The sequence below is a fragment of the Aneurinibacillus terranovensis DSM 18919 genome (assembly GCF_000430625.1).
In the GTDB taxonomy this organism is placed as follows: domain Bacteria; phylum Bacillota; class Bacilli; order Aneurinibacillales; family Aneurinibacillaceae; genus Aneurinibacillus_B; species Aneurinibacillus_B terranovensis.
This window is the reverse complement of the sequence record NZ_AUMJ01000015.1, coordinates 143,677-162,707: the sequence shown is the minus strand read 5'-3', so window position 1 is coordinate 162,707 and position 19,031 is coordinate 143,677. Positions and strand designations below refer to the sequence as shown.

The following is a 19,031-nucleotide window of genomic DNA, read 5'->3' as shown; positions in this document are numbered from 1 at the left end:
AAGCAATGAGCGCAAAAATCATAGAGGACGGTAAAAAGAGCGTTTCTACCCGCGGGCAGAAACGCTCTTTTTTGCTTGAAGCGAGATATTTACACGGAACACAACGAGAATAGCCACTACCGCACCGGTAACAAGATACATGCCGAGGATCCACTCACTTTGGGAATCGGTTCCCATTAACAGGCCATGAAAAAGTGCCGCCAAGTATCCGGGAAATGAAAGAAAATGAATCATTCGCCACATTTTTTTGCCAATCCTTTTCATGAGGTCCGAAGAAAGGATAAGGACAAACATAACATAGAATGTGAAAATACCCAGCGCTGTCTCTATCGGTTTGTAGTGGGTAGAAAACGGAACGAAAATATCTCGTAGTGTGTACCCTACATACTGATCAAACAACAGCAGCAGACCATGTGTCATTCCAAACAGCAGGCCGATCCAGCTTCCATTCGCATGAAAAACAGCAAGTGCCCCTCTTGCCTTTGGCGGCAGCAGCTTCATACTTTGCATAATGCCAGCAACTGTCGCAAAAAACAACAGCAGATAAGCCGTAAGCCCTGCAGCACGTGACGCATCCCAGACCGGTATCCAAGAGCCGATCGTTGCCATTATATTTTCCACTGTAAATCCTCCTCTATCCAGCGTAACCCCATTTCATACGCAGCTTCGTTTGCAAATCGTTTGCCGTGCTTCTCAACGGCGATAACGCCCAAATCAGGCTGTCGGCAAGCCAGCCAGTGCTTCGCTTCTTTTGTACCCAGAACAAGCAGGCACTTGGCATATACTTCGGCCGTTGTTACATCGGGAGCTATAACCGTTACCTGAACGAGATCAGAGGCCGTCGGCTTTCCGGTTCGCGGATCAAGAATATGGTGTTGGGTTGTTCCGGCAGCATCTGTCCAGCGGCGCTTTCTTGTGCTGCTTGTGGCGACACCGGCACAGCCGGATAAGGTAAAACGGGCCAGATTCCGTTCCGGTTCCATTGGATTAGCAACTGTAATTTCCCATCCGCTCCCGCCGTCCTCGTCCCAAGCGACAATATCTCCCCCTGCATTAATCAATCCTCTGGTTATCCCATCTTCTTTAAGCCAACCGCTGATCTTTTGAACGGACCAGCCCTTTGCAATTCCGCCGAAGTCAAGAAAAACACCCGGGGAAAGAGTCACACTTTTCATCATCCGGTTAAACTGAACCGGATGATTTATATCCCTCTGCTTTCTTTGAAGGATTCGGCTATAGATTTGTGCTTCTCCAACAGCCGGGGAAAGTTCTTCAAAGGTTCGATCATACCCCAGACGTCTGATTTCTTCGCCTAAAAATGGCGAAAAAAGCCCATCCGTTTCCCTGTAATACGCCTCCGCCATTCGCAGCACGGTATACAAAAGAGCTGATGGCACGAATGGCTTTCCTCCACTCTGGTTCAACCGGGATAATTCACTGGTGGCCCGAAAGCGGCTGAGTTTATCCTCCACGTACTGAACCCATGATTCCACCTGCTGCTGCTCACGCTGCGGAAGATGCATGGTCCAGAACACTGTGTTCATTGCTTTAAAGGAATGCATTCCATCAGCCTCCTCTTTACGAGGCATGCGTCCGGGCAGCACGATGATGGGTTTTCTTTTTATGATGAAGCGTCGTCGTCTCCGATCCGGTGCTCCCGGACTGGGCGACAGAGGCTGACTGGCTGCCGGAGGAAACACTCGTGCTTCCATCTGTTACGGTTTCATGAGGTTTCTGCTGACCTGCTGCGTCCAGGTTACCCTTAGGTGCTTGGTTAGCCGCTACAGCCTGCCACTCACTTTGTATGACGTCTCCATGCTGCCCCTGTTTAGATGTTGCCGCTTGATTGGTTCCTGTATTATCGACGACAGCTGCCTTCAGATCGGCTGCCGCTTTTTTCTCCGCGTCTGCCTTTCCAGCCAAACCGATAAATCCGGTAAAGGACGCTACACTTGTAAGTCCCATGACCCATTTAACCCAAGCATTTTTCGCCATCCAAAAGCCTCCTTATCTTTTACATATCATCAGGATACCGACTATGTCTGAAAAAAAGCTGAAAACCGGGTGACCTCTTTCTATCCCGTTTCTTTTTCCATGGCTATGTTTCTTTAATGGGTAGAAGTACAGTAAATACACTGCCTTTCCCTAGCATACTATCTAACTGAATCGATCCTTTATGCGCCTTCACAATCCAACTGGCAATCGAAAGTCCCAGTCCCGTTCCGCCCATCTCCCGTGAACGGCCTTTGTCTACACGATAAAACCGATCAAAAATCCGGGCTTTATTTTCGAGGGAAATCCCAACGCCTGTATCTATCACATCAATTCGAACCTTTCGATTTTTTTCTTTCCCCTGCTCACTTACGCGCAGTGTTACGCTTCCCCCTTCCGGTGTATATTTACTTGCATTATCCAGCAAAATATATAGCAACTGTATAACCCTTTCACGATCGGCATACACGATGAGTTCATCCGGTGCCTCATAGGCAAAATGCTGTTTACGTTTAGCAAGCAATGTTTCAAACGAACGGGCAGTTTGTTGTGCGACCGCTGCCGCATCAAACGATTCATAGGCAAGTTCAATAACTCCCGAGTCGGCTCGTGCCAGTGTTAGCAAATACCCAACTAATCTAGTCATCCATTTCAGTTCGTCTTTCATATCATCCATAACTTGAAGGGAAAACTCTGACGCTTTTCCTTTTTCTTCCGTCTCTAATACCTCAAGCGAAGACTGTAAAATAGTAAGTGGTGTCCGCAACTCATGCGAAGCATTATCCACAAATTCACGCTGCCTCGTAAATGAACGCATAATCGGCTGCATCGCCCGATCCGACATGTAAAGGCCCAGCAAAGAAGATATAAATAAAAAGGCCACCGCTACCATGGTCAAAATCGTCACCGTTCGCTTAAGGGCCTGATGCTGTTCAGTAACATCAACCCCTACATAAACGCCTCCCTGATACCGATTGCCAGCATACAATGAACGCCCCGCCATCATAATATACATCGGGTTGCCATCCACCGTAAAAGTTTTCAAACTAATTTCGTCCTGCTTGGGTCTCCATCCCTGAACCTCCTTCACAATCGAGCCGCGCAGCTGGGGTAGCCCCTCATCACCTTTGATTACTTTTCCATTTGCATCCACAACATAATAAAAGAAGTAACGATATTTTTTGTAATAAATAGATGCCTTCACTTCATCATCATGATCATGATTCCTGCCGGCACTTATTCCCTTGTGGTAGTTTCCGGCATTTATAATATCCTTCGCATGATCGTTAAATTCCTCAGCGACAAGTCCCCGTACATTTGCGCGACTGTCTTCGTAAATCATAAACGACAACAAAAAATAGCTTGTTAAAATAAACGAAAGCAAAAACAAAATCATTAAGCCTGTAAATAAAATGGTCAACCGATTGCGCGTTTTCTTAAACATAATCGGCCTCTACTTTATACCCAATCCCCCGAACATTTTGAATTAACTTGCGCTCACCTGGGCGATCGATCTTTTTGCGCAGCAAACGAACCAGAGCATCGAGCGCATTGCTTGTTACTTCTGCATCATATCCCCAGATACGCTCTAAAATCACATCGCGTCGAATAATTTGTCCACGATTGCGTGCCAGCAATTCAAACAACTGATATTCGCGGGGAGTTAATTGAATTTCTTCTCCATTACGATGAATGGTATGCTCTGTGCAACGAATAACCAGATTATCAAGCTGAATCACATCATCCTGTATCGGTGTCTGGCTGCGCCTTGTCAATGCCCGCATACGTGCAAACAACTCTGCAAATTCAAACGGTTTGACGATATAATCGTCGGCCCCCGCATCGAGCCCTTTTACCCGATCATCTAATGCATCGCGGGCGGTTAGCAGTAAAATCGCACCCTGATACCCATCTCGACGCAGTCTGTGGCAAATGCTGACTCCATCTTCTTGCGGCATCATCCAATCCAAAATCAACAAATCGTACGCGGTACCAACCGCATAGTCATACACATCTTCGCCTGTTGTTAACCAATCCACCACATGTTTCTCTTTTTTCAGCATATGTGAAATTAATTTCCCAAGCTTCCGATCATCTTCTGCTAATAAGACATACATTTAAACAATTTCCTCCCTCCTCCTTCCTACTATAGCGATGATTTGTAAAAATTAAATGAAATCTCAAATTGTGATGAATGAGAACCATGTTCTTGATACCAAGAATGGGGGGAGACTTACGTAGAAGGTAACTTCTTCGTCCGTATAAAAATGAAAATAAACGGAAAAATAATCTATGCCCTCCCATGTAATCAATTTCTATATACCTTCAACAAAAAGAGGTAGCGTATGATGAAAAACAACGTAATTTCGTTTTTGATTGGATCTTTTACCGCCGCATTTATAGCAATTATTTGTGCAGGAGTATTTTTCCTTATTTTTTCAAGGCCTTTAATTAAATGGATCGTTGGTCGTTTCATAAAACGATTAATGTCAGATCGTTACCCTGAAAATATATGGGAAATGGTTTCTGCAATGACGAAGATCAATCCTCGAATGGTGGTGGAAAATAGCCTACGTGCTAGTATGGGAAAGATCATCGAAAGACCGTTTGGCAGTCCGCGTAAATTTCTTAATTTTGATGGACTGATTTTTTCACCTGCTCAATTAGCCATCTTACCCGCGCATGAGAATGAACCTGTTAATATGAAGGTTACTATCGGAACGAAGGCAAAAAAACCGTTATGTCTAGATATTCCTTTGACGGTGGGAGCGATGGGATATGGGATCGGGGTAAGTGAAAAGCTAAGAATAGCCATCGCAAAGGGAACGGCTGCCGTAGGTACAGCAACCAATTCTGGAGAAGGCGGGTTTTTACCAGAGGATCGGGCATTAGCCAAATATTATATCCTTCAGTATAATTCAGCTCATTGGTCGAAAGAACCTGAGATTCTCAAACAGGCCGATGCGATTGAAATTCACATTGGACAAGGAGCCACGGCAGGTTCTGCAAGCTTTATTCCACCTGAATTTATGGAAGGGAAAGCTCGAGAAATTTTACAGGTTCCACCAGGAGGGACCGTTGTGATTCCTTCTCGGCACAAGGAAATCAATAAACCGAAAGACCTTAAAAATCTTGTACAAAATCTTCGTAAAGTAACGGGTGGGGTTCCCATTGGAGTTAAGATTTGTGCCAGTGCCAAACTGGAGGCCGATTTGGAAGTTGCTATACAGGGAGGAGTTGATTTTATTAGTATCGATGGCGGTCAAGCCGGAACAAAAGGAGGCCCTCCCATTTTGGAAGATGATTTTGGTCTCCCTACGATTTATGCCTTGTCCCGGGCCGTCCACTATCTTGAGAAACGGGGAGTAAAAGACAGGATTAGCCTTTTGATTGGTGGAGGTTTTGTGAATCCGGGAGAATGTCTAAAAGCCCTTGCCTTAGGTGCAGATGCTGTTTTTATGGGAACAGCTATATTATGGGCAATGACCCATGTTCAAGTAACAAAGGCCATTCCTTGGGAACCACCCACGCAACTTGTTTCTTACCCTGGTAATATGGCAGACGAATTCAATGAAGAAGAAGCAGCAAAATATTTGGAAAACTTTTTTACTTCTTGCATCGAAGAAATGAAGGTTGCCATTCGAGCCCTTGGGAAAAATTCATTGCGTCAAGTAAATAGGGACGATTTAGTTGCCCTGGACGAATGGACGAGTAAAGTAACGAAAGTTCAACTTGCTTATGAACCTTATGAACCCACAAAGTGCAAAAAAACGGAAGAAGCCGTTGAATCTGTTAAAAACCATGAATCCATTCCTGTACGCCAAAAACGTATCACAAAAAGGGTTAAAAAATGGTTCTCCTTTTTCTAAAATAAAACATCATATTTATTGTTCCTACTGTGAACAATCTTATAACCAAAAAAAGTAAAAACTATTTTCCCTATTCATTCCAGGAAAAAGTATATTTCTTCACCCAATCTCTCATAATAAACCGTAGAAAACACAACCGAAAAAAGGGTGAACGTATGGGCTTTTTTCATGATTGGTTAAAAGGCAGGAAGGCATTTTCTACACAGGAACAGGTTGATAATGTATTAAATGGAATGATTTCCTCTTCTCATTCTACAAATTTACATCACTTGTCCATGCTGTTTAGTGAAATTCCAGAACTGATTACACGGACGTTTCAATTAAAAACAGGACAGGAAGCAGCGCTTGTGTATATGGAGGGACTGGTTGATAAAAAGGCCATTACTATGGATATTCTTCGCCCACTTTTGTTTCAGGAATTGAATGAAAATGATTTCTGGGAGTCTGCTGTGTCGATTGGCCACATCAAAAAGGTTCAGAAATGGTCGGAGATTGAACAAGCCCTCCTTAATGGAAAAAGTATTCTGTTTATGGATGGCCAGTTAACCGCGTTGGAGATGGAAACACAAGGGTGGCCACAGCGGGGGATTGAGGAACCAAAGGTAGAATCATCGTTAAAAAGCTCGCACCAGGGGTTTACGGAAACAGCTAGCCAAAACATTGCGCTAATCCGTCGTTATATTCCAAGCCGTGAATTAAAAGTAAGGGAATTTACCGTTGGGGAGCGGGCGAGTGCCAAGATTTCCATGCTTTATCTGGCCGATGTAACGAATGAAGACGTCATCCAGGAAATGGCGTGTCGAATCAAGTCGCTCAAAGTCGATGCCATCCTCAGCACCGGTGGGCTGAAAGAACTCATTGAAGATAACCCGTATACCCCTTTTCCCCAGCTTTCTATAACGGAACGTCCGGATACAGCTGCTTTCAAGCTCCTTGAGGGACGAGTGGCTGTTGTCGTGGACCGTTCACCAGGTGTACTGCTTGGACCGATGACCTTTTCGACTTTTTTTCGCACCATGGATGATTACGGTGTGAGATCGGTCGCTGTTTCTTTTATCCGTCTCCTTCGTTTTATGTCATTTTTTATTGCGATTTTTACCCCTGCTCTTTATATCGCCATGATTTCCTTTCATTATGAAGTCGTTCCGCTTAAATTGCTTCTAACGCTCGGGGAGTCAAGGGAAAAAGTTCCTTTTCCTCCTATCTTTGAAGCGCTGGAAATGGAAGTGGTGCTAGAAATGCTACGGGAAGCAGGCGTTCGGCTTCCTGCGCCTATTGGACAGACCATCGGAACGGTAGGCGGTATTGTCATTGGCCAAGCAGCGGTTCAGGCCGGGCTTGTCAGTAATGTCATGGTTATTGTCGTATCGATAACGGCGATTGCTTCTTTTATTATTCCTGACTTGGAAATGTCGGCGGGGATTCGGCTCCTTCGTTTTCCGATGATGCTCATCGCCTCCGTGTTCGGCATGGTTGGGATTATGATTGGAATGATGGTGGTGATTATTCACTTACTTTCTTTAGAATCACTCGGCGTTCCGTATAGCAGCCCCATTTCACCCCTGCACATTTCGGATATGAAGGATACGTTTATTCGTTTACCACTACGGCTCATGAAGAAACGGCCATTATCTGTTCGTCCCAGACAGTTGAAAAGGCAGGGAAACAAGGAGGAAGGTGGATGATAAATAAACAAGATGGAAAGAATGAGATCTCCTTATTGCAATATATTCTGACCATTAACGGTGTTCAGGTCGGGTTCGGCTTGCTTACGTTTCCGCGGGGATTGGAACAGGTGGCAGGTACAGACGGTTGGATCTCGATTATTATCGGGTGGGCGATGACCACGCTGGTCAGCCTATGCATTGTACGGGTCATGGCCAAACATCCAGGGGATACCTTGCTTGATTTGTTAACACGCTATACGGGGAAATGGATGGGAAAAGCAGGGATGGTGATCTGGATTTTATATTATTTACTTGCGTCTACATCCTTATATATTTCAGTCATCCTTGTTATTCGAACGTGGATTTTGCCGAAAACCCCAGGCTATGCACTCATGCTTTTATTTATCATTCCAACGTATATGTTGATTCGCGGTGGGGTCCGGATCTTTTGCCGGTATGCCGTCTTTGTCTTTTTCTTTACGCTTTGGATGCCGTTCTTGTTAACCATACCCATTAAAGATAGCCATTGGGTGTACCTGCTCCCTGTTTTAAAAGAAGGATGGATGCCGGTTTTATCTGCAGTGAAAGAAACGATAGTCGCTTATCTTGGATTTGAATTCGCCTTTATCCTTTATCCCTATCTTAATAATAAACAAAACGCAGCAAAAGGAATTGTCATTGCCAATACCATTACATTGATCGTTTATCTTCAAATTACGCTTGTTTGTTTCTTGTATTTTAGCCCGAATGAAATTTCAGAATATATCTACCCCACACTTTTCCTTCTTAAACCGATTCATTTCTCGTTTCTTGAACGATTTGAAATTGTCTTTTTGTCGTTCTATCTTTTTATTTTTTCAAGACCAAGTATTTCGTACCTTTTTTCTGCTATGTATGGGATTAACCAACTCGTTAATAAGAAAAGTTGGCTATTACCCACCTACATTTTGTTGCCTTTAATGGTTGTGGTTCTACTTTTCTATACACCTTCTTCTGAGCAGGCGAATGATATGAGGGAATGGTGGGGATTCATTGGTTATTTCGTTGCCTATGCCTTTCCAGTTGTTTTTCTGTTGTACATAACAGGTTATACGTATTGGCAGAGGAGGAAGGGATAGATGATACGGTGTGCTACATTCATCCTGGCTTGTTTTCTGTTACTCATCCTGCCGGGTTGCTGGGATCAGCTTGAACTTGAGAAGCAAACACTATCGCTCATTTACGGGTACGACATAGATGGGGATGATCAATTGATTATTTATCAAATGAGCCCTGAGTTTAATAAGAATGCCAAAAAAAAATACGAAGTTTATGGATCAAAAGTGTATACAACCAGGCAGGCCAAAGAAGTGTTTGACAGCTCAAGCAACGGTATTATTTCTACAGGGAAAGTACAGGTGCTCTTATTTAGCGAAAAAATGTTAAAAAAAGAAGGCGCAATGCCTTATATCGATGTGGTTTATCGCGATCCAAAAAATTCGGGCACTATGCGTGTGGTCGCTGTGGAGGGATCGGTTTCTTCCATTATGAACAGTGAGTTTAAAGATAAGCCCATGCTTCCCGAATATATGACTAACGTAATCGATACAAACAAAGAATACAATCATACAGCTTTTACGATCCTTCAGGAATTTCATAGGCAATCCTTTGGTAAGGGAATCACGCCGGCGATCTCAGAAATAAAAAAAGGAAAAAAAGCTCTTGTTGTGACCGGTTCCGCACTCTTAACGAATCGAGGAATCTATAAGATGTCATTAAATCGCCGAGAAAGTGCACTACTTCTCATGCTGCAGAAGAAAGCAAATTTCCCGGTTTCCCTTACCATGCGTCTGCCCTCTGTGCCATTTAAAAAGATAGATTCCCTTAAAAACATAAAAGGGACAGATTATGTAACGGTGAATGTTGCGAGCATGAACCTTGACCTTTCAACCCACTATAATGAAAATCATTTTGTCTTTGATGTCAAGATGAAGCTGAATGTTAGGCTCGCCGAGCGTACATTTGATATGGATATGAAAAAAAATAAAGAGAAATTATCCGCAATCATTACTGAACAGATTGGCAGGGAGTTAAATGGTCTAATCAAGAAGGTTCAGAAACAGCAACTTGATCCGTTTGGATTCGGGGAGTATGCACGTGCGTTCAGGTATGAGCAGTGGAAAAAGGTTGAGGATAACTGGCCAAATGAGTTTTCGAAGGCGACCGTAACGGTAACCCCAACTGTAAAAATTGTGGACCATGGTGTAATTGAGTAAAGATAGACACAAGGGACTTAAGTTTTGACGATAGTCTTTGTTGCACTTATACGTGTGAGAAGGGTTTACTTTCTCATACGCTCAAAGAAGACTCACGGAAACTTACACCGTGAGTCTTCTTTATTGACTTATACGGATAAATAATCGGCGAGACGGCCTTCCGTTAAACGATTGCCGACAATAAACGTACCGAACTCGCCAAAGCGTGCGCTCGCTTCATCGAATCTCATTTCATATACGAGTTTTTTAAAAACTACCGGATCATCCGCAAACAGGGTAACGCCCCACTCCCAGTCGTCAAATCCGACCGACCCTGTAATAATTTGTGTGACACGGCCCGCATAGCTACGTCCAATCATCCCATGGCTGCGCATCATGCCGCGGCGTTCTTCCATAGAAAGCATATACCAGTTGTCGTTTCCTTCCCGCTTCTTATTCATCGGATAGAAACAAACATGCTTTGTCTTAGGCAGGATTGGTTTGAGACGCGCCTGAATAGCCGGGTCTTCCTCTGGATTTGCCGCCTGGGAAACGTAGCTGCTCAACTCCACAACAGACACATAGGAATAACTTTGCACGGTAAAGGAAGCGAAAAACGTTTTATTAAACGCGGTTTCTACTGCATCCAGCTCTTCCAGAGTAGGGCGCATATGAATGATTGCAATATCCGCTTTATGGCCGACAATGGAGAACATCGAGGTGCTTCCCTGTTTGTTTTCTTCCGTTTTCGCCCACTGGCGGGTGAATTCCATTAATTCGTCCACTGCTTCCTTGCGGTCAGCTTCCGACAATGATGTCCAGGACGCCCAATCTATCGAACGAAAGTCATGCAAGGCATACCAGCCTTCCAGTGTATTTACAGCTTCACTCATTTCGTCATCTCCTTATGTATATATCTTTTTCCACCTGTTATTTTTATGGCAAATTCATTATACCAAATATGGGGAGAAAAACGCAGAACTGATCCACCGATCTTTGTCTAAATCGGGTCATTTTACAAAATAACCACAGTGAAAAACTGACTTCCTACTTGTGTTCGGCCAGGAAATTAACAAGCGAACCGAACATTTTCGTCGCCTGGCTGCTGCCCGTTGTCGGCTGGTCCTCGGCCACAATGGCAATCGCATATTTCGGATTTTCCCGCGGTGTAAATCCGACAAACCATTGATTGTTTCTCTGTTCGCCTCCCACCATGGTCTGGGCGGTTCCGCTCTTCCCCGCAACCGTCCATTTGCAGGACTTAAGGTTGGTTGCGGTTCCGTCGTCCACCACTTTTTCCATAAACCGGCGAAGCGTACGCGCGGTCTGCGGCGAAATTTCAGCACCGTCCAGCGGCCGGTCTTCAAAGCGGTAGAAGGAGGTTCCATTTTGATAATTGATGGACTGAACGATACGTACCTTTTCCTTCTTACCGTCCGCGGCAATAGTGGCAGCCATATTCGCAGCCTGAAGCGGGGTGATTTGCACATCCCGCTGTCCAATTCCTGTCTGCATCAGCACGCCTTCATCATTGGCCGGTGTGCCGGGAACGAATATTTGACCGGCGTCCTCCTGGTCAAACTGGTGGAAATTTCCCATTTTAAAAAACGGCATCTTTTCCCAGCCATTCGGCTGGACGAGGCCCAGGTTAAGCGCGTACTGCTGAAGCTTTTGCGCTCCCACCTTTTTGGCGACTTCACCAAACGTAATGTTGCACGATTGGGCAAATGCGTCCTCAAAACTAATATCGCCGTGCCCTCCTTCCTTCCAGCAGGAAAACCCGTATTTACCATACTTCCCCTGGCAGAAGAAGTGGTCCGTTGGCTTAACGAGCCCTTCTTCCAAAGCTGCTGCGGCCACGACGATTTTAAAAACCGAACCGGGGGCCATTTGTTTGAGGGCCTGGTTTTGCCAGCCTGCTTTGTTTTTATCGGGAGCATTGGGTGAAAAATTCGGCCGGGAGACCATCCCCAGCACTTCCCGGGTATTTATATCCAGAATGACCGCCGCCCCTTTTTTAACCGGTGATTGGTCGAAAATCTCCTCCGTTTTTTTCTGGATAGATGAATCCAGCGTGGTTGTAATCGAGAGCGGATAATAGGAATTCTGCGGCTCCTGAAGGCGGATGTCCAACCCTCCCAACGGGTTACCGTTACCATCAACATAGTAGGAGACAGATTTCTCCCCGATCCCGCCGAGGAACGCTTGAAACGTTCGCTCTAATCCGGTAATTCCTATTTTGCTCGACTCGCGCAGCGTTCCGCTCTTTAATTCACTCTGGTACAATTTTTTGATCAACTCTGGATTTTGTCCAATAAAACCAATCACTTGGTTGGCGGTACCGTTTTCAGGGTATCGGTCGGCGACAGGCAGAGGAATCACACCCGGAAGGTTAAGGCTTTTAATTTCTTTGATCTCGTTTTTATTCAACACAAGATTTTTTCCATCCGGGCTCTTCCAGAAGCCGGCATGCTTGACATTGGAAAGTGTGCGGGACACTTCCTGCCGGTCAATGTCCAGAATCGACGCCAGCTTTTCTATCTTACTTTGATCTCCCAGGGAATACCTGACAAACGGAAACACAGCCAATCCCGTATATTCTTCACCGGTTAAGGGGAGTTCATTTCTGTCATAAATCATCCCGCGACTCGTGTTCAGAACAAGTTTTTCACGTCGCTGTTCAATCGCATTCTCCACCAGATCAATATGATGGGATGAAAAGGAGCGGGTGGTAAATACCTGAATCCAGGCTAAGCGCGTCACAATACCGGCATATAAAAATGTAAAAAATAATAAAGCCCAAAAAATACGGCGCTTTTTCTTTTTCAGCGGCTGATTAGGCTGATTGGTCTCAGACATGAGTAAAGCCCCTTTCCACGGCAGACGGTATGTCACAAGTCTTGCCGTTTAGAAAGGGGCTTTATACGTGCACTATAAAGTGGTGAGGATCGTATTGATTTTCGTTGTCAGCAGGTCAATCGCCACCCGGTTGTGCCCGCCTTCCGGGACAATGATATCCGCATAACGTGCTGGCAGAGTAAACCGTTGTCAAAGGCCACCGTGGTTTTTCCGGAACCGGTTCCTAGCCACCCCAATCACTACAGGCTTACTCATTTTACGATTTTACCCTTCCTCATCATATCATTCGGAGATACCGGCTTGTCCACACGCAATTTCACCGTCATCATAGCATGGGGAGCCGAGCTAATGGCTTCCCCTTTATCGTTCCACATTTCCTTTACAACCATAGAAAAGCGCTCCATCGTAGGCCCGAAGAACTCTACGGTATCGCCTATACTGAATTTATTGCGCTGCTGGATGGTCGCTACCTGACTTGGTGCATCATAGTCTGTCACAAGTCCGGCGAAATCATACAGAGGGATGTCCTCATTTTCAACAAATAACTGGTCTTTTTCCGTCGGTACGCCATAGAAAAATCCAGTGGTTAATGAACGGTGGGATGCCTTCCAAATCTCTTCCATCCATTCCGGATTCATCGCGTAATGGTCAGGGTCGGCGCAGAAAGCATCGACTGCGCGGCGATATTGATTGGTCACCGTAGCGACATAGTGAATGCTTTTCATCCGGCCTTCAATTTTGAAGCTGTCTACCCCCGCCCGGATCATATCCGGCAGATATTCGAGCATACACATATCTTTAGAGCTCATGGTAAACGATTCACCGGATTCACCGGTCCCTTCGTTTCTCTCGTCCTTCGGCAACTGTTCAAATAAATCATACTTCCAGCGGCAGGACTGTGAACAGCCCCCGCGATTGGAATCGCGCGCTGTAAAATGGTTGGACAGCACGCAGCGGCCGGAATAAGAAATGCACATCGCCCCATGGACAAACGCTTCGATCTCCACATCGACATGCCGCTTGATTTCCCGGATTTCTTGCAGGGATACTTCGCGCGCCAGCACGATCCGGCTCAACCCTTCTTCTTTCCAGAACTGCACACTCTGCCAGTTCGTTGTTGAAGCCTGCGTGCTCAGATGCAGCTCAAGGCCCGGCGCCGCCTGTTTGGTCCGCTCAATTAAGGCCGGGTCCGCCACAATAATCGCGTCAATACCAACGCGCTCCAGGTTCCGCATAAAATCATCCACCTGTGTCAAGTCTTCATTGTGGGCGATAATATTCGTCGCCACATACACTTTCGAACCGAACGAGTGGGCAAACTCGGCCGCTTCCTGCATTTCTTCAAACGAGAAATTATCCGCATTGGCGCGCAGGCCGAGGCTTTGCCCGCCGATATAAACCGCATCCGCCCCGTAACGGACGGCAAACTTTAATTTTTCAAGGTTCCCCGCTGGCGCCAGTACTTCGGGTTTGTGCAGAAGAGGGCCGCGCGGGGTCATAATTTGATTGGATAAGATGCCTGTATTACTCATTCCTGTCACCTCTTAATAAACTTGCTCTTTGAAGAAAAATCCGGTCGTCAACGGCTGTTCTTCCGGATGGAACGTACGGATTTCTTCCATCAGACCTCCAGCAACCTGCGCATACTCATCAGGGTTTTCGAAATAAGCATCAATCGCCCGGCGGTACACCGATACCATCCGCACATTATACGCCGCGTCCTTCATGATGCTTTCAATTTTCAGACTGTCAATTCCGGCCTCCATCAGCTCGTCCAGGTTCTCCAGGATGCAGGTGTCTTCAGCGCTCATGACATGCGTACCGTTGTAGTCTTCATAGATGGGATAACGCATGTCCTCCCTTTTTTCCTCGGTAATGGACATCCTGCGGTCAAGTCCGGCATTCGCATCTTCCATCCCCTGAAACTGCCGGTAATTCGTCACAAGATCGCGCCGCGAATGAAAAATACAGGTAAGCCCCTGTACCTGAACCTGAATTTCTATATCAGCATTTTCTTTGATTTCAAGAATCGCATCCATATTTAATTCCCTGGCCAGATACGCCCGGACGGCTCCTTTACGCCCCCAATAGTTAATGGTTTCAACATTGGTCGTCAATGTCTCGGCATTCCAGTGGAGCTTTACCTCCGGCGCCACCTGGCGCGCGGTCATTAAAACAGCCGGGTCACCGAATACGATGGCGTCCACCCCGCAATCCGCCAGAGCCTTCAAATAATCCGAAAGTTCTTTTAGATCATCGTTGTGTAAAAGAGCATTGACGGAAACATAAATGTTAACATGGTGGCTGTGCGCTTCCCGCACAGCTTCAGCAATTTCATTCAGCGAAAAATTACCCGGCAGCCGGAGGCCAAATCGCTCATGCCCAATATTCACCGCATCGGCACCGGCGTGGATAACCTGCAGCAGTTCATCCAGGCTGCCGGCGGTGCAAAGTAATTCCGGTTTTTTCACGTTCGTCCCCCCCGTTTTAAGCTTACAGCAAGCCCGTCCCCGATAGGTATAAAAGAAGTTTCCAAGCCTTTGTGGCGGGCGAGAAATTGATTGAAATCACGCATTCTAGCAACCATGGAACGTTTTTTGCGGGAGACTTCTTCTTCCGCCACCATGCCCTGATAAAAAACATTATCACAAACAAGCAGACCGCCATGGATAAGTGAAGGCATATACCGGTCAAAAAATAGTTGGTATTGGCCCTTGGCCGCATCCATAAAAATAAAATCAAACGCATGTTCACCGGGCAGTCCGTCCCGCGCATCCTGATGATGGACGGTAACCCGTTCACTTACACCGGCGCGGACAAAATTGCGCGCAGCCCGTTCCACCATAGTTTCGGAGATTTCAATGGAAGTGATGTGAGCATCAGGTGCAGACTGCGCAAGCCAAATTGTTGAATAGCCAATGGCCATGCCAATTTCAAGAATGCGTTTGGGCCGATGCATCTGCAGCAGAAAATGAATGAACTGAATGCTTGGCAGTTGAATAATTGGAATATGTTCTTCCGCTGCTTCCTGTTCCAATTGCTGCAGCAGTTCGCCCCTTTCCGGAATTAATGTATGCAGATACTCATTTATTTTTTCGGCGGTAATCAATGACTTCACTCCAGTTTTCTTTTAAACTTCTTAATAATAACATAGCCACTGTTTAAAAATCTATTTTTGATTATGTCTGCTTTTTGTGATGTTTTTCAAGTGGTCACTAAAGGTAACGGCAAAATAATGTTCACCCGTTCCGTCCTGTTTCGCCACATAATAAAGAAAATGGCTCATTTGCGGATTTGCGACCGCGTCGATAGAGGGTTCCCCGGGATTGGCGATTGGTCCCGGCGGCAATCCTTTGATTTTATACGTATTATAAGGGCTGTCCAGTTTCAAATCGCTAAAGGTCACCCGTTGTTTTTGCTTCTTGAATACATACTGCAGCGTGGCATCCGCCTGCAGCGGCATTCCCTTCGCCAGACGATTGTAGAATACTTCTGCGACCTCCGGGCGTTCCTTATCGACGCGCACCTCACGTTCCACAATCGAAGCCAATGTTAATGCCTGATGAATGCTAAGATGATGCTGTTTAAATTTCACATCCCACTCCGTCTTCCATACCTTTTCCGTCTGTTGGAGCATCTCATCGATGATTTGGTGTTCCGTCATCCCCTTCTCAAATTCGTATGTGTCAGGGAATAAATACCCTTCCAACCGGTGTTTGATTCTCGGATCCGCCGGAATGCCTTTTACAATATCCTCAGTAAAAGTCCCCTTATCGACTTCCTGAAGAAAACGGTTTTTGTTTACCAGCCCCTTATTTGCGAGCCTGTCCGCTATTTGTTCCACCGTATACCCTTCAGGGATAGTAACCTGATACGTATCTTTATAGATTTCGCCTTTGGTCAATGTAAGAATGATAGCATCGGTCGTTTCCCCTACGGTCAATTTATATTTTCCCGCTTTAATTTGAGAGCCAATCCCTTTTAGTTTAGCGTATAAGCCGAACATTCCAGCGCTTCTAATCAGCTTATTTTCTTCTAATATTTTTCCCACTGCTCTCGTAGAGGAATTGGGGGGAATTACGACAATTTTCTCTTTTCCTTTTTCTATTTCGACAGGTTGGAGACCCGTCCAACCGTAATAAACAGCCCCTCCGCCGATGATAAGCAGCAAAGCGATAAAAAGGATTAAAAAACGAGACTTACGTTGGAAAGCCCTCTCTCGTTGGTAGGCCATACAGCAGCTCCTTTCTTTTAGTAAACTACCAATTTAACACCCGTCCTATTATACAACAAAATGAGAAAAAAAAAGACTGCCGTCAAATGACCGCAGCTAAGGGAATGAGTTGGGGTTTAACTATGATGAATGGTAGGTGAGAGAGAGTCTTACAAAATAAGGATGGATTATCCACTAGAAAATATGTGATTTTTTTCACATGATTTTCTTACTTTTATTTTACCAAGCTTATTACAAAAAGCAAAGAGTAAATCACTATTTTCTCCCTGAAAATTCGACAACATTCACATGATAGACATAATGATGCACGTTTGAGATGGTATATACGTTTTATGCTCTTGTCTATCAACTTTTTTGTTAGAAATTCCGTCTGTAACTATAACTACTGGTAGAACTCACGAATGAAGGAGGAAAAGTCCCATGAAGGGAAACGCACTCAAACACATAGTGCTGGGAATGACGATTGGTCTGACAGTGGCCGGCGGAACCGCTTATGGGGCAGGTACATTACGATCTATCGAAGTGAGTATGGAGCCGATTTTTTTAGTGGTAAACGGGCAAACTGTCGTCGACGGTACAAAAACCTCAACTTTTTTCAACGGAAAAACCGACGTGCCGCTATCGTTGAACTATGAAGGGACAACATATGTACCGCTTCGGTTCATTGGTGAAGCAGTCGGAAAAAATGTAAAGTGGGAGAATGCAACAAATACCATTACACTAACTGACAAGCCTGACAACTCTGGCAACTCGCCTTCAAATCCTGCAAAACCGCCGATCATTGCCGGGGAGTTGGCTGCCTCGCTAAAAATAGACAATGGACAGTTTGTTTTTACGGTAAAAAATCAAACGGAACAGGTCAAAACCTTTTTATTGCACGTAGGACACCCGTTTGACTATCTAATCAACAATGAAGCGGGAGAAAAGGTCCTGCAGTATAGCGACGGAAAAATGTTTGCGCAGTCCATTGTAGAAAAAACGTTAAAGCAAGGCGAGGAAATGACGTTTACCGAACCTATCCCACAATTAAAACCGGGTACCTACACGGTGGACTTCTGGATGTATCCTCCCGAATTAAATATGAAAAGTTCGCTCTGTTTTCAGGTGAAGTGAACTCGGAAGTATGCGAATGGAATGGTCCGTTTTTATTTTTTGCAAAGTTTTCCCTTGCAGGGAAGGATGAACTGTCCGCGTTGTCTCCTCTTTTTTTAAAACACGGACACCCCAAGCTTCCACGCAAGGGAATACCCCGCAAAAAATAAAAATGCTCCATTTCATTGCCTGCCACATTCGGTGGATCACACGTTTCGTCAAACTCAGCATCGCAGGTGGAGTTAAGAAAGCAGGCAAGTCCGACGATAAAATCAAAAAAACAGCCCGTAATCACATAAAAAATGCAAGTGATACGAGCTATTTTTCAAAAGGGCTAATTCGGGGTTTAGGTTAGGCTTTTTTTTGCTTAATCGTCTTCCTTTTCAAGTTCATCCATAATGGTTTCAAAGGTTGCCTCAACCTGCTCCCATTCTTCATCGGATTCGATCGGATGAAGAGTGTCCGTCCCGTCATAACGAAGGAAGTGCACTTCATATTCTTCTTCCTCTTCCTGATCCACAGGCACAAGACAGAGGTACGTACGATCTTCGATTTCGAAAATGTACATAACGGTAAAATCTATATCCTGACCGCTTTCTTCATCCGTCAGGGTGATGACTTCTCCAACATCAATCTCATTTTCCAATTCCATAAAGCCCTCCTATTTTTTAGCGTCCAGGTAATTCTGCAAAATCATTACCGCCGCCATTTTATCGATGACCTGTTTTCTTTTTTTGCGGCTTACGTCGGCGGAAATCAGCATCCGCTCTGCCGCCATTGTCGTTAAACGTTCATCCCACATTCTGACCGGCAGATCCGTCCTTTGCCGGAGGGAACGGGCGAAAGCCTCACACGCCTGCCCGCGCGGTCCGATACTGCCGTTCATGTTCTTGGGAAGCCCCACAACGATTTCTTCAATATCATACTCTTTAATCAGTTCTTCTAAGCGGCCAAAATCTTTATTTTTTCCTTCCCGCCGGATCGTTTCAATGCCCTGTGCCGTCCAGCCCATCTCATCGCTGACGGCCACACCTATTGTTTTTTCCCCGACGTCAAGTCCCATTATTCTCATTATTCTCCTACC

At 45.4% G+C, this 19,031-nt stretch carries 18 protein-coding genes and 1 pseudogene; 5 read left to right on the top strand and 14 right to left on the bottom strand.

Going from position 1 to position 19,031, the window contains the following annotated elements:
* Positions 1 to 45: 45 nt before the first annotated feature.
* The 5 genes from H525_RS22595 to H525_RS0102965 all read right to left on the bottom strand — a co-directional run bounded on the left by H525_RS22595 (position 46) and on the right by H525_RS0102965 (position 4,109).
* Positions 46 to 621, bottom strand: coding sequence for a ferric reductase-like transmembrane domain-containing protein (locus H525_RS22595; RefSeq protein WP_051330759.1), 576 nt, complete (start codon positions 619 to 621; stop codon positions 46 to 48).
* Complete coding sequence (locus H525_RS22590; protein ID WP_051330758.1) at positions 609 to 1,562, bottom strand: FAD:protein FMN transferase; 954 nt, start codon at positions 1,560 to 1,562, stop codon at positions 609 to 611. The genes H525_RS22595 and H525_RS22590 overlap by 13 nt, the downstream gene beginning before the upstream one ends.
* Positions 1,563 to 1,578: 16 nt before the next feature.
* Positions 1,579 to 1,995, bottom strand: coding sequence for a hypothetical protein (locus H525_RS27760; RefSeq protein ID WP_027414967.1), 417 nt, complete (start codon positions 1,993 to 1,995; stop codon positions 1,579 to 1,581).
* Between the two features lie 103 nt (positions 1,996 to 2,098).
* Positions 2,099 to 3,436 (bottom strand): sensor histidine kinase, encoded by a 1,338-nt coding sequence (locus H525_RS0102970; protein ID WP_027414966.1) that lies wholly within the window; start codon positions 3,434 to 3,436, stop codon positions 2,099 to 2,101.
* Positions 3,429 to 4,109 (bottom strand): response regulator transcription factor, encoded by a 681-nt coding sequence (locus H525_RS0102965; RefSeq protein ID WP_027414965.1) that lies wholly within the window; start codon positions 4,107 to 4,109, stop codon positions 3,429 to 3,431. Before H525_RS0102965 ends, H525_RS0102970 begins: the two co-directional genes overlap by 8 nt.
* A 231-nt stretch (positions 4,110 to 4,340) precedes the next feature.
* Between H525_RS0102965 and H525_RS0102960 the strand changes: the two genes are divergently transcribed.
* The 4 genes from H525_RS0102960 (at position 4,341) to H525_RS0102945 (ending at position 9,783) form a co-directional block, all read left to right on the top strand.
* A complete protein-coding gene (locus H525_RS0102960) occupies positions 4,341 to 5,861 on the top strand; it encodes an FMN-binding glutamate synthase family protein (RefSeq protein ID WP_081413195.1) in 1,521 nt (506 codons plus the stop codon).
* Positions 5,862 to 6,016: 155 nt separating this feature from the next.
* On the top strand, positions 6,017 to 7,546 hold the full coding sequence (locus tag H525_RS0102955; RefSeq protein WP_027414963.1) for a spore germination protein: 1,530 nt from the start codon (positions 6,017 to 6,019) through the stop codon (positions 7,544 to 7,546).
* The gene (locus tag H525_RS0102950) at positions 7,543 to 8,646 is read left to right on the top strand and encodes a GerAB/ArcD/ProY family transporter (protein ID WP_027414962.1); all 1,104 of its coding nucleotides are present in this window, start codon (positions 7,543 to 7,545) and stop codon (positions 8,644 to 8,646) included. Before H525_RS0102955 ends, H525_RS0102950 begins: the two co-directional genes overlap by 4 nt.
* On the top strand, positions 8,647 to 9,783 hold the full coding sequence (locus tag H525_RS0102945; protein WP_027414961.1) for a Ger(x)C family spore germination protein: 1,137 nt from the start codon (positions 8,647 to 8,649) through the stop codon (positions 9,781 to 9,783). It begins immediately after the preceding gene.
* Positions 9,784 to 9,911: 128 nt separating this feature from the next.
* Here the strand turns inward: H525_RS0102945 and hemQ are convergent, their stop codons facing one another.
* The 7 genes and pseudogenes from hemQ to mltG form a co-directional block, all read right to left on the bottom strand.
* Entirely contained in the window at positions 9,912 to 10,655 is a 744-nt protein-coding gene (gene hemQ / locus H525_RS0102940) for a hydrogen peroxide-dependent heme synthase (RefSeq protein WP_027414960.1), read from the bottom strand.
* A 154-nt stretch (positions 10,656 to 10,809) separates the two neighbouring features.
* Positions 10,810 to 12,621, bottom strand: a complete 1,812-nt coding sequence (locus H525_RS0102935) for a peptidoglycan D,D-transpeptidase FtsI family protein (RefSeq protein ID WP_035099721.1) — start codon at positions 12,619 to 12,621, stop codon at positions 10,810 to 10,812.
* Between the two features lie 72 nt (positions 12,622 to 12,693).
* Positions 12,694 to 12,789 (bottom strand): annotated as a pseudogene (locus H525_RS26900) (uridine kinase); the annotation flags it as partial.
* A gap of 83 nt (positions 12,790 to 12,872) precedes the next feature.
* Entirely contained in the window at positions 12,873 to 14,153 is a 1,281-nt protein-coding gene (locus tag H525_RS0102930) for a peptidase U32 family protein (protein ID WP_245590384.1), read from the bottom strand.
* A gap of 12 nt (positions 14,154 to 14,165) precedes the next feature.
* Positions 14,166 to 15,092, bottom strand: a complete 927-nt coding sequence (locus H525_RS0102925; RefSeq protein WP_027414957.1) for a peptidase U32 family protein — start codon at positions 15,090 to 15,092, stop codon at positions 14,166 to 14,168.
* Entirely contained in the window at positions 15,089 to 15,730 is a 642-nt protein-coding gene (locus H525_RS0102920; RefSeq protein WP_027414956.1) for an O-methyltransferase, read from the bottom strand. Before H525_RS0102920 ends, H525_RS0102925 begins: the two co-directional genes overlap by 4 nt.
* A 60-nt stretch (positions 15,731 to 15,790) precedes the next feature.
* Positions 15,791 to 16,855 carry an endolytic transglycosylase MltG gene (gene mltG, locus H525_RS0102915; protein ID WP_027414955.1) on the bottom strand — a complete coding sequence of 355 codons (1,065 nt, stop codon included), beginning with the start codon at positions 16,853 to 16,855 and terminating at the stop codon, positions 15,791 to 15,793.
* A 420-nt stretch (positions 16,856 to 17,275) separates the two neighbouring features.
* On the opposite strand from mltG, the gene H525_RS25320 reads away from it, so the two are divergent.
* The gene (locus H525_RS25320) at positions 17,276 to 17,968 is read left to right on the top strand and encodes a BsuPI-related putative proteinase inhibitor (protein ID WP_051330757.1); all 693 of its coding nucleotides are present in this window, start codon (positions 17,276 to 17,278) and stop codon (positions 17,966 to 17,968) included.
* Between the two features lie 346 nt (positions 17,969 to 18,314).
* Here H525_RS25320 and H525_RS0102905 read toward each other — a convergent pair whose 3' ends face one another.
* Positions 18,315 to 18,599 (bottom strand): DUF1292 domain-containing protein, encoded by a 285-nt coding sequence (locus tag H525_RS0102905; RefSeq protein ID WP_027414954.1) that lies wholly within the window; start codon positions 18,597 to 18,599, stop codon positions 18,315 to 18,317.
* Between the two features lie 9 nt (positions 18,600 to 18,608).
* Entirely contained in the window at positions 18,609 to 19,019 is a 411-nt protein-coding gene (gene ruvX / locus H525_RS0102900) for a Holliday junction resolvase RuvX (protein ID WP_027414953.1), read from the bottom strand.
* Positions 19,020 to 19,031: the final 12 nt, after the last annotated feature.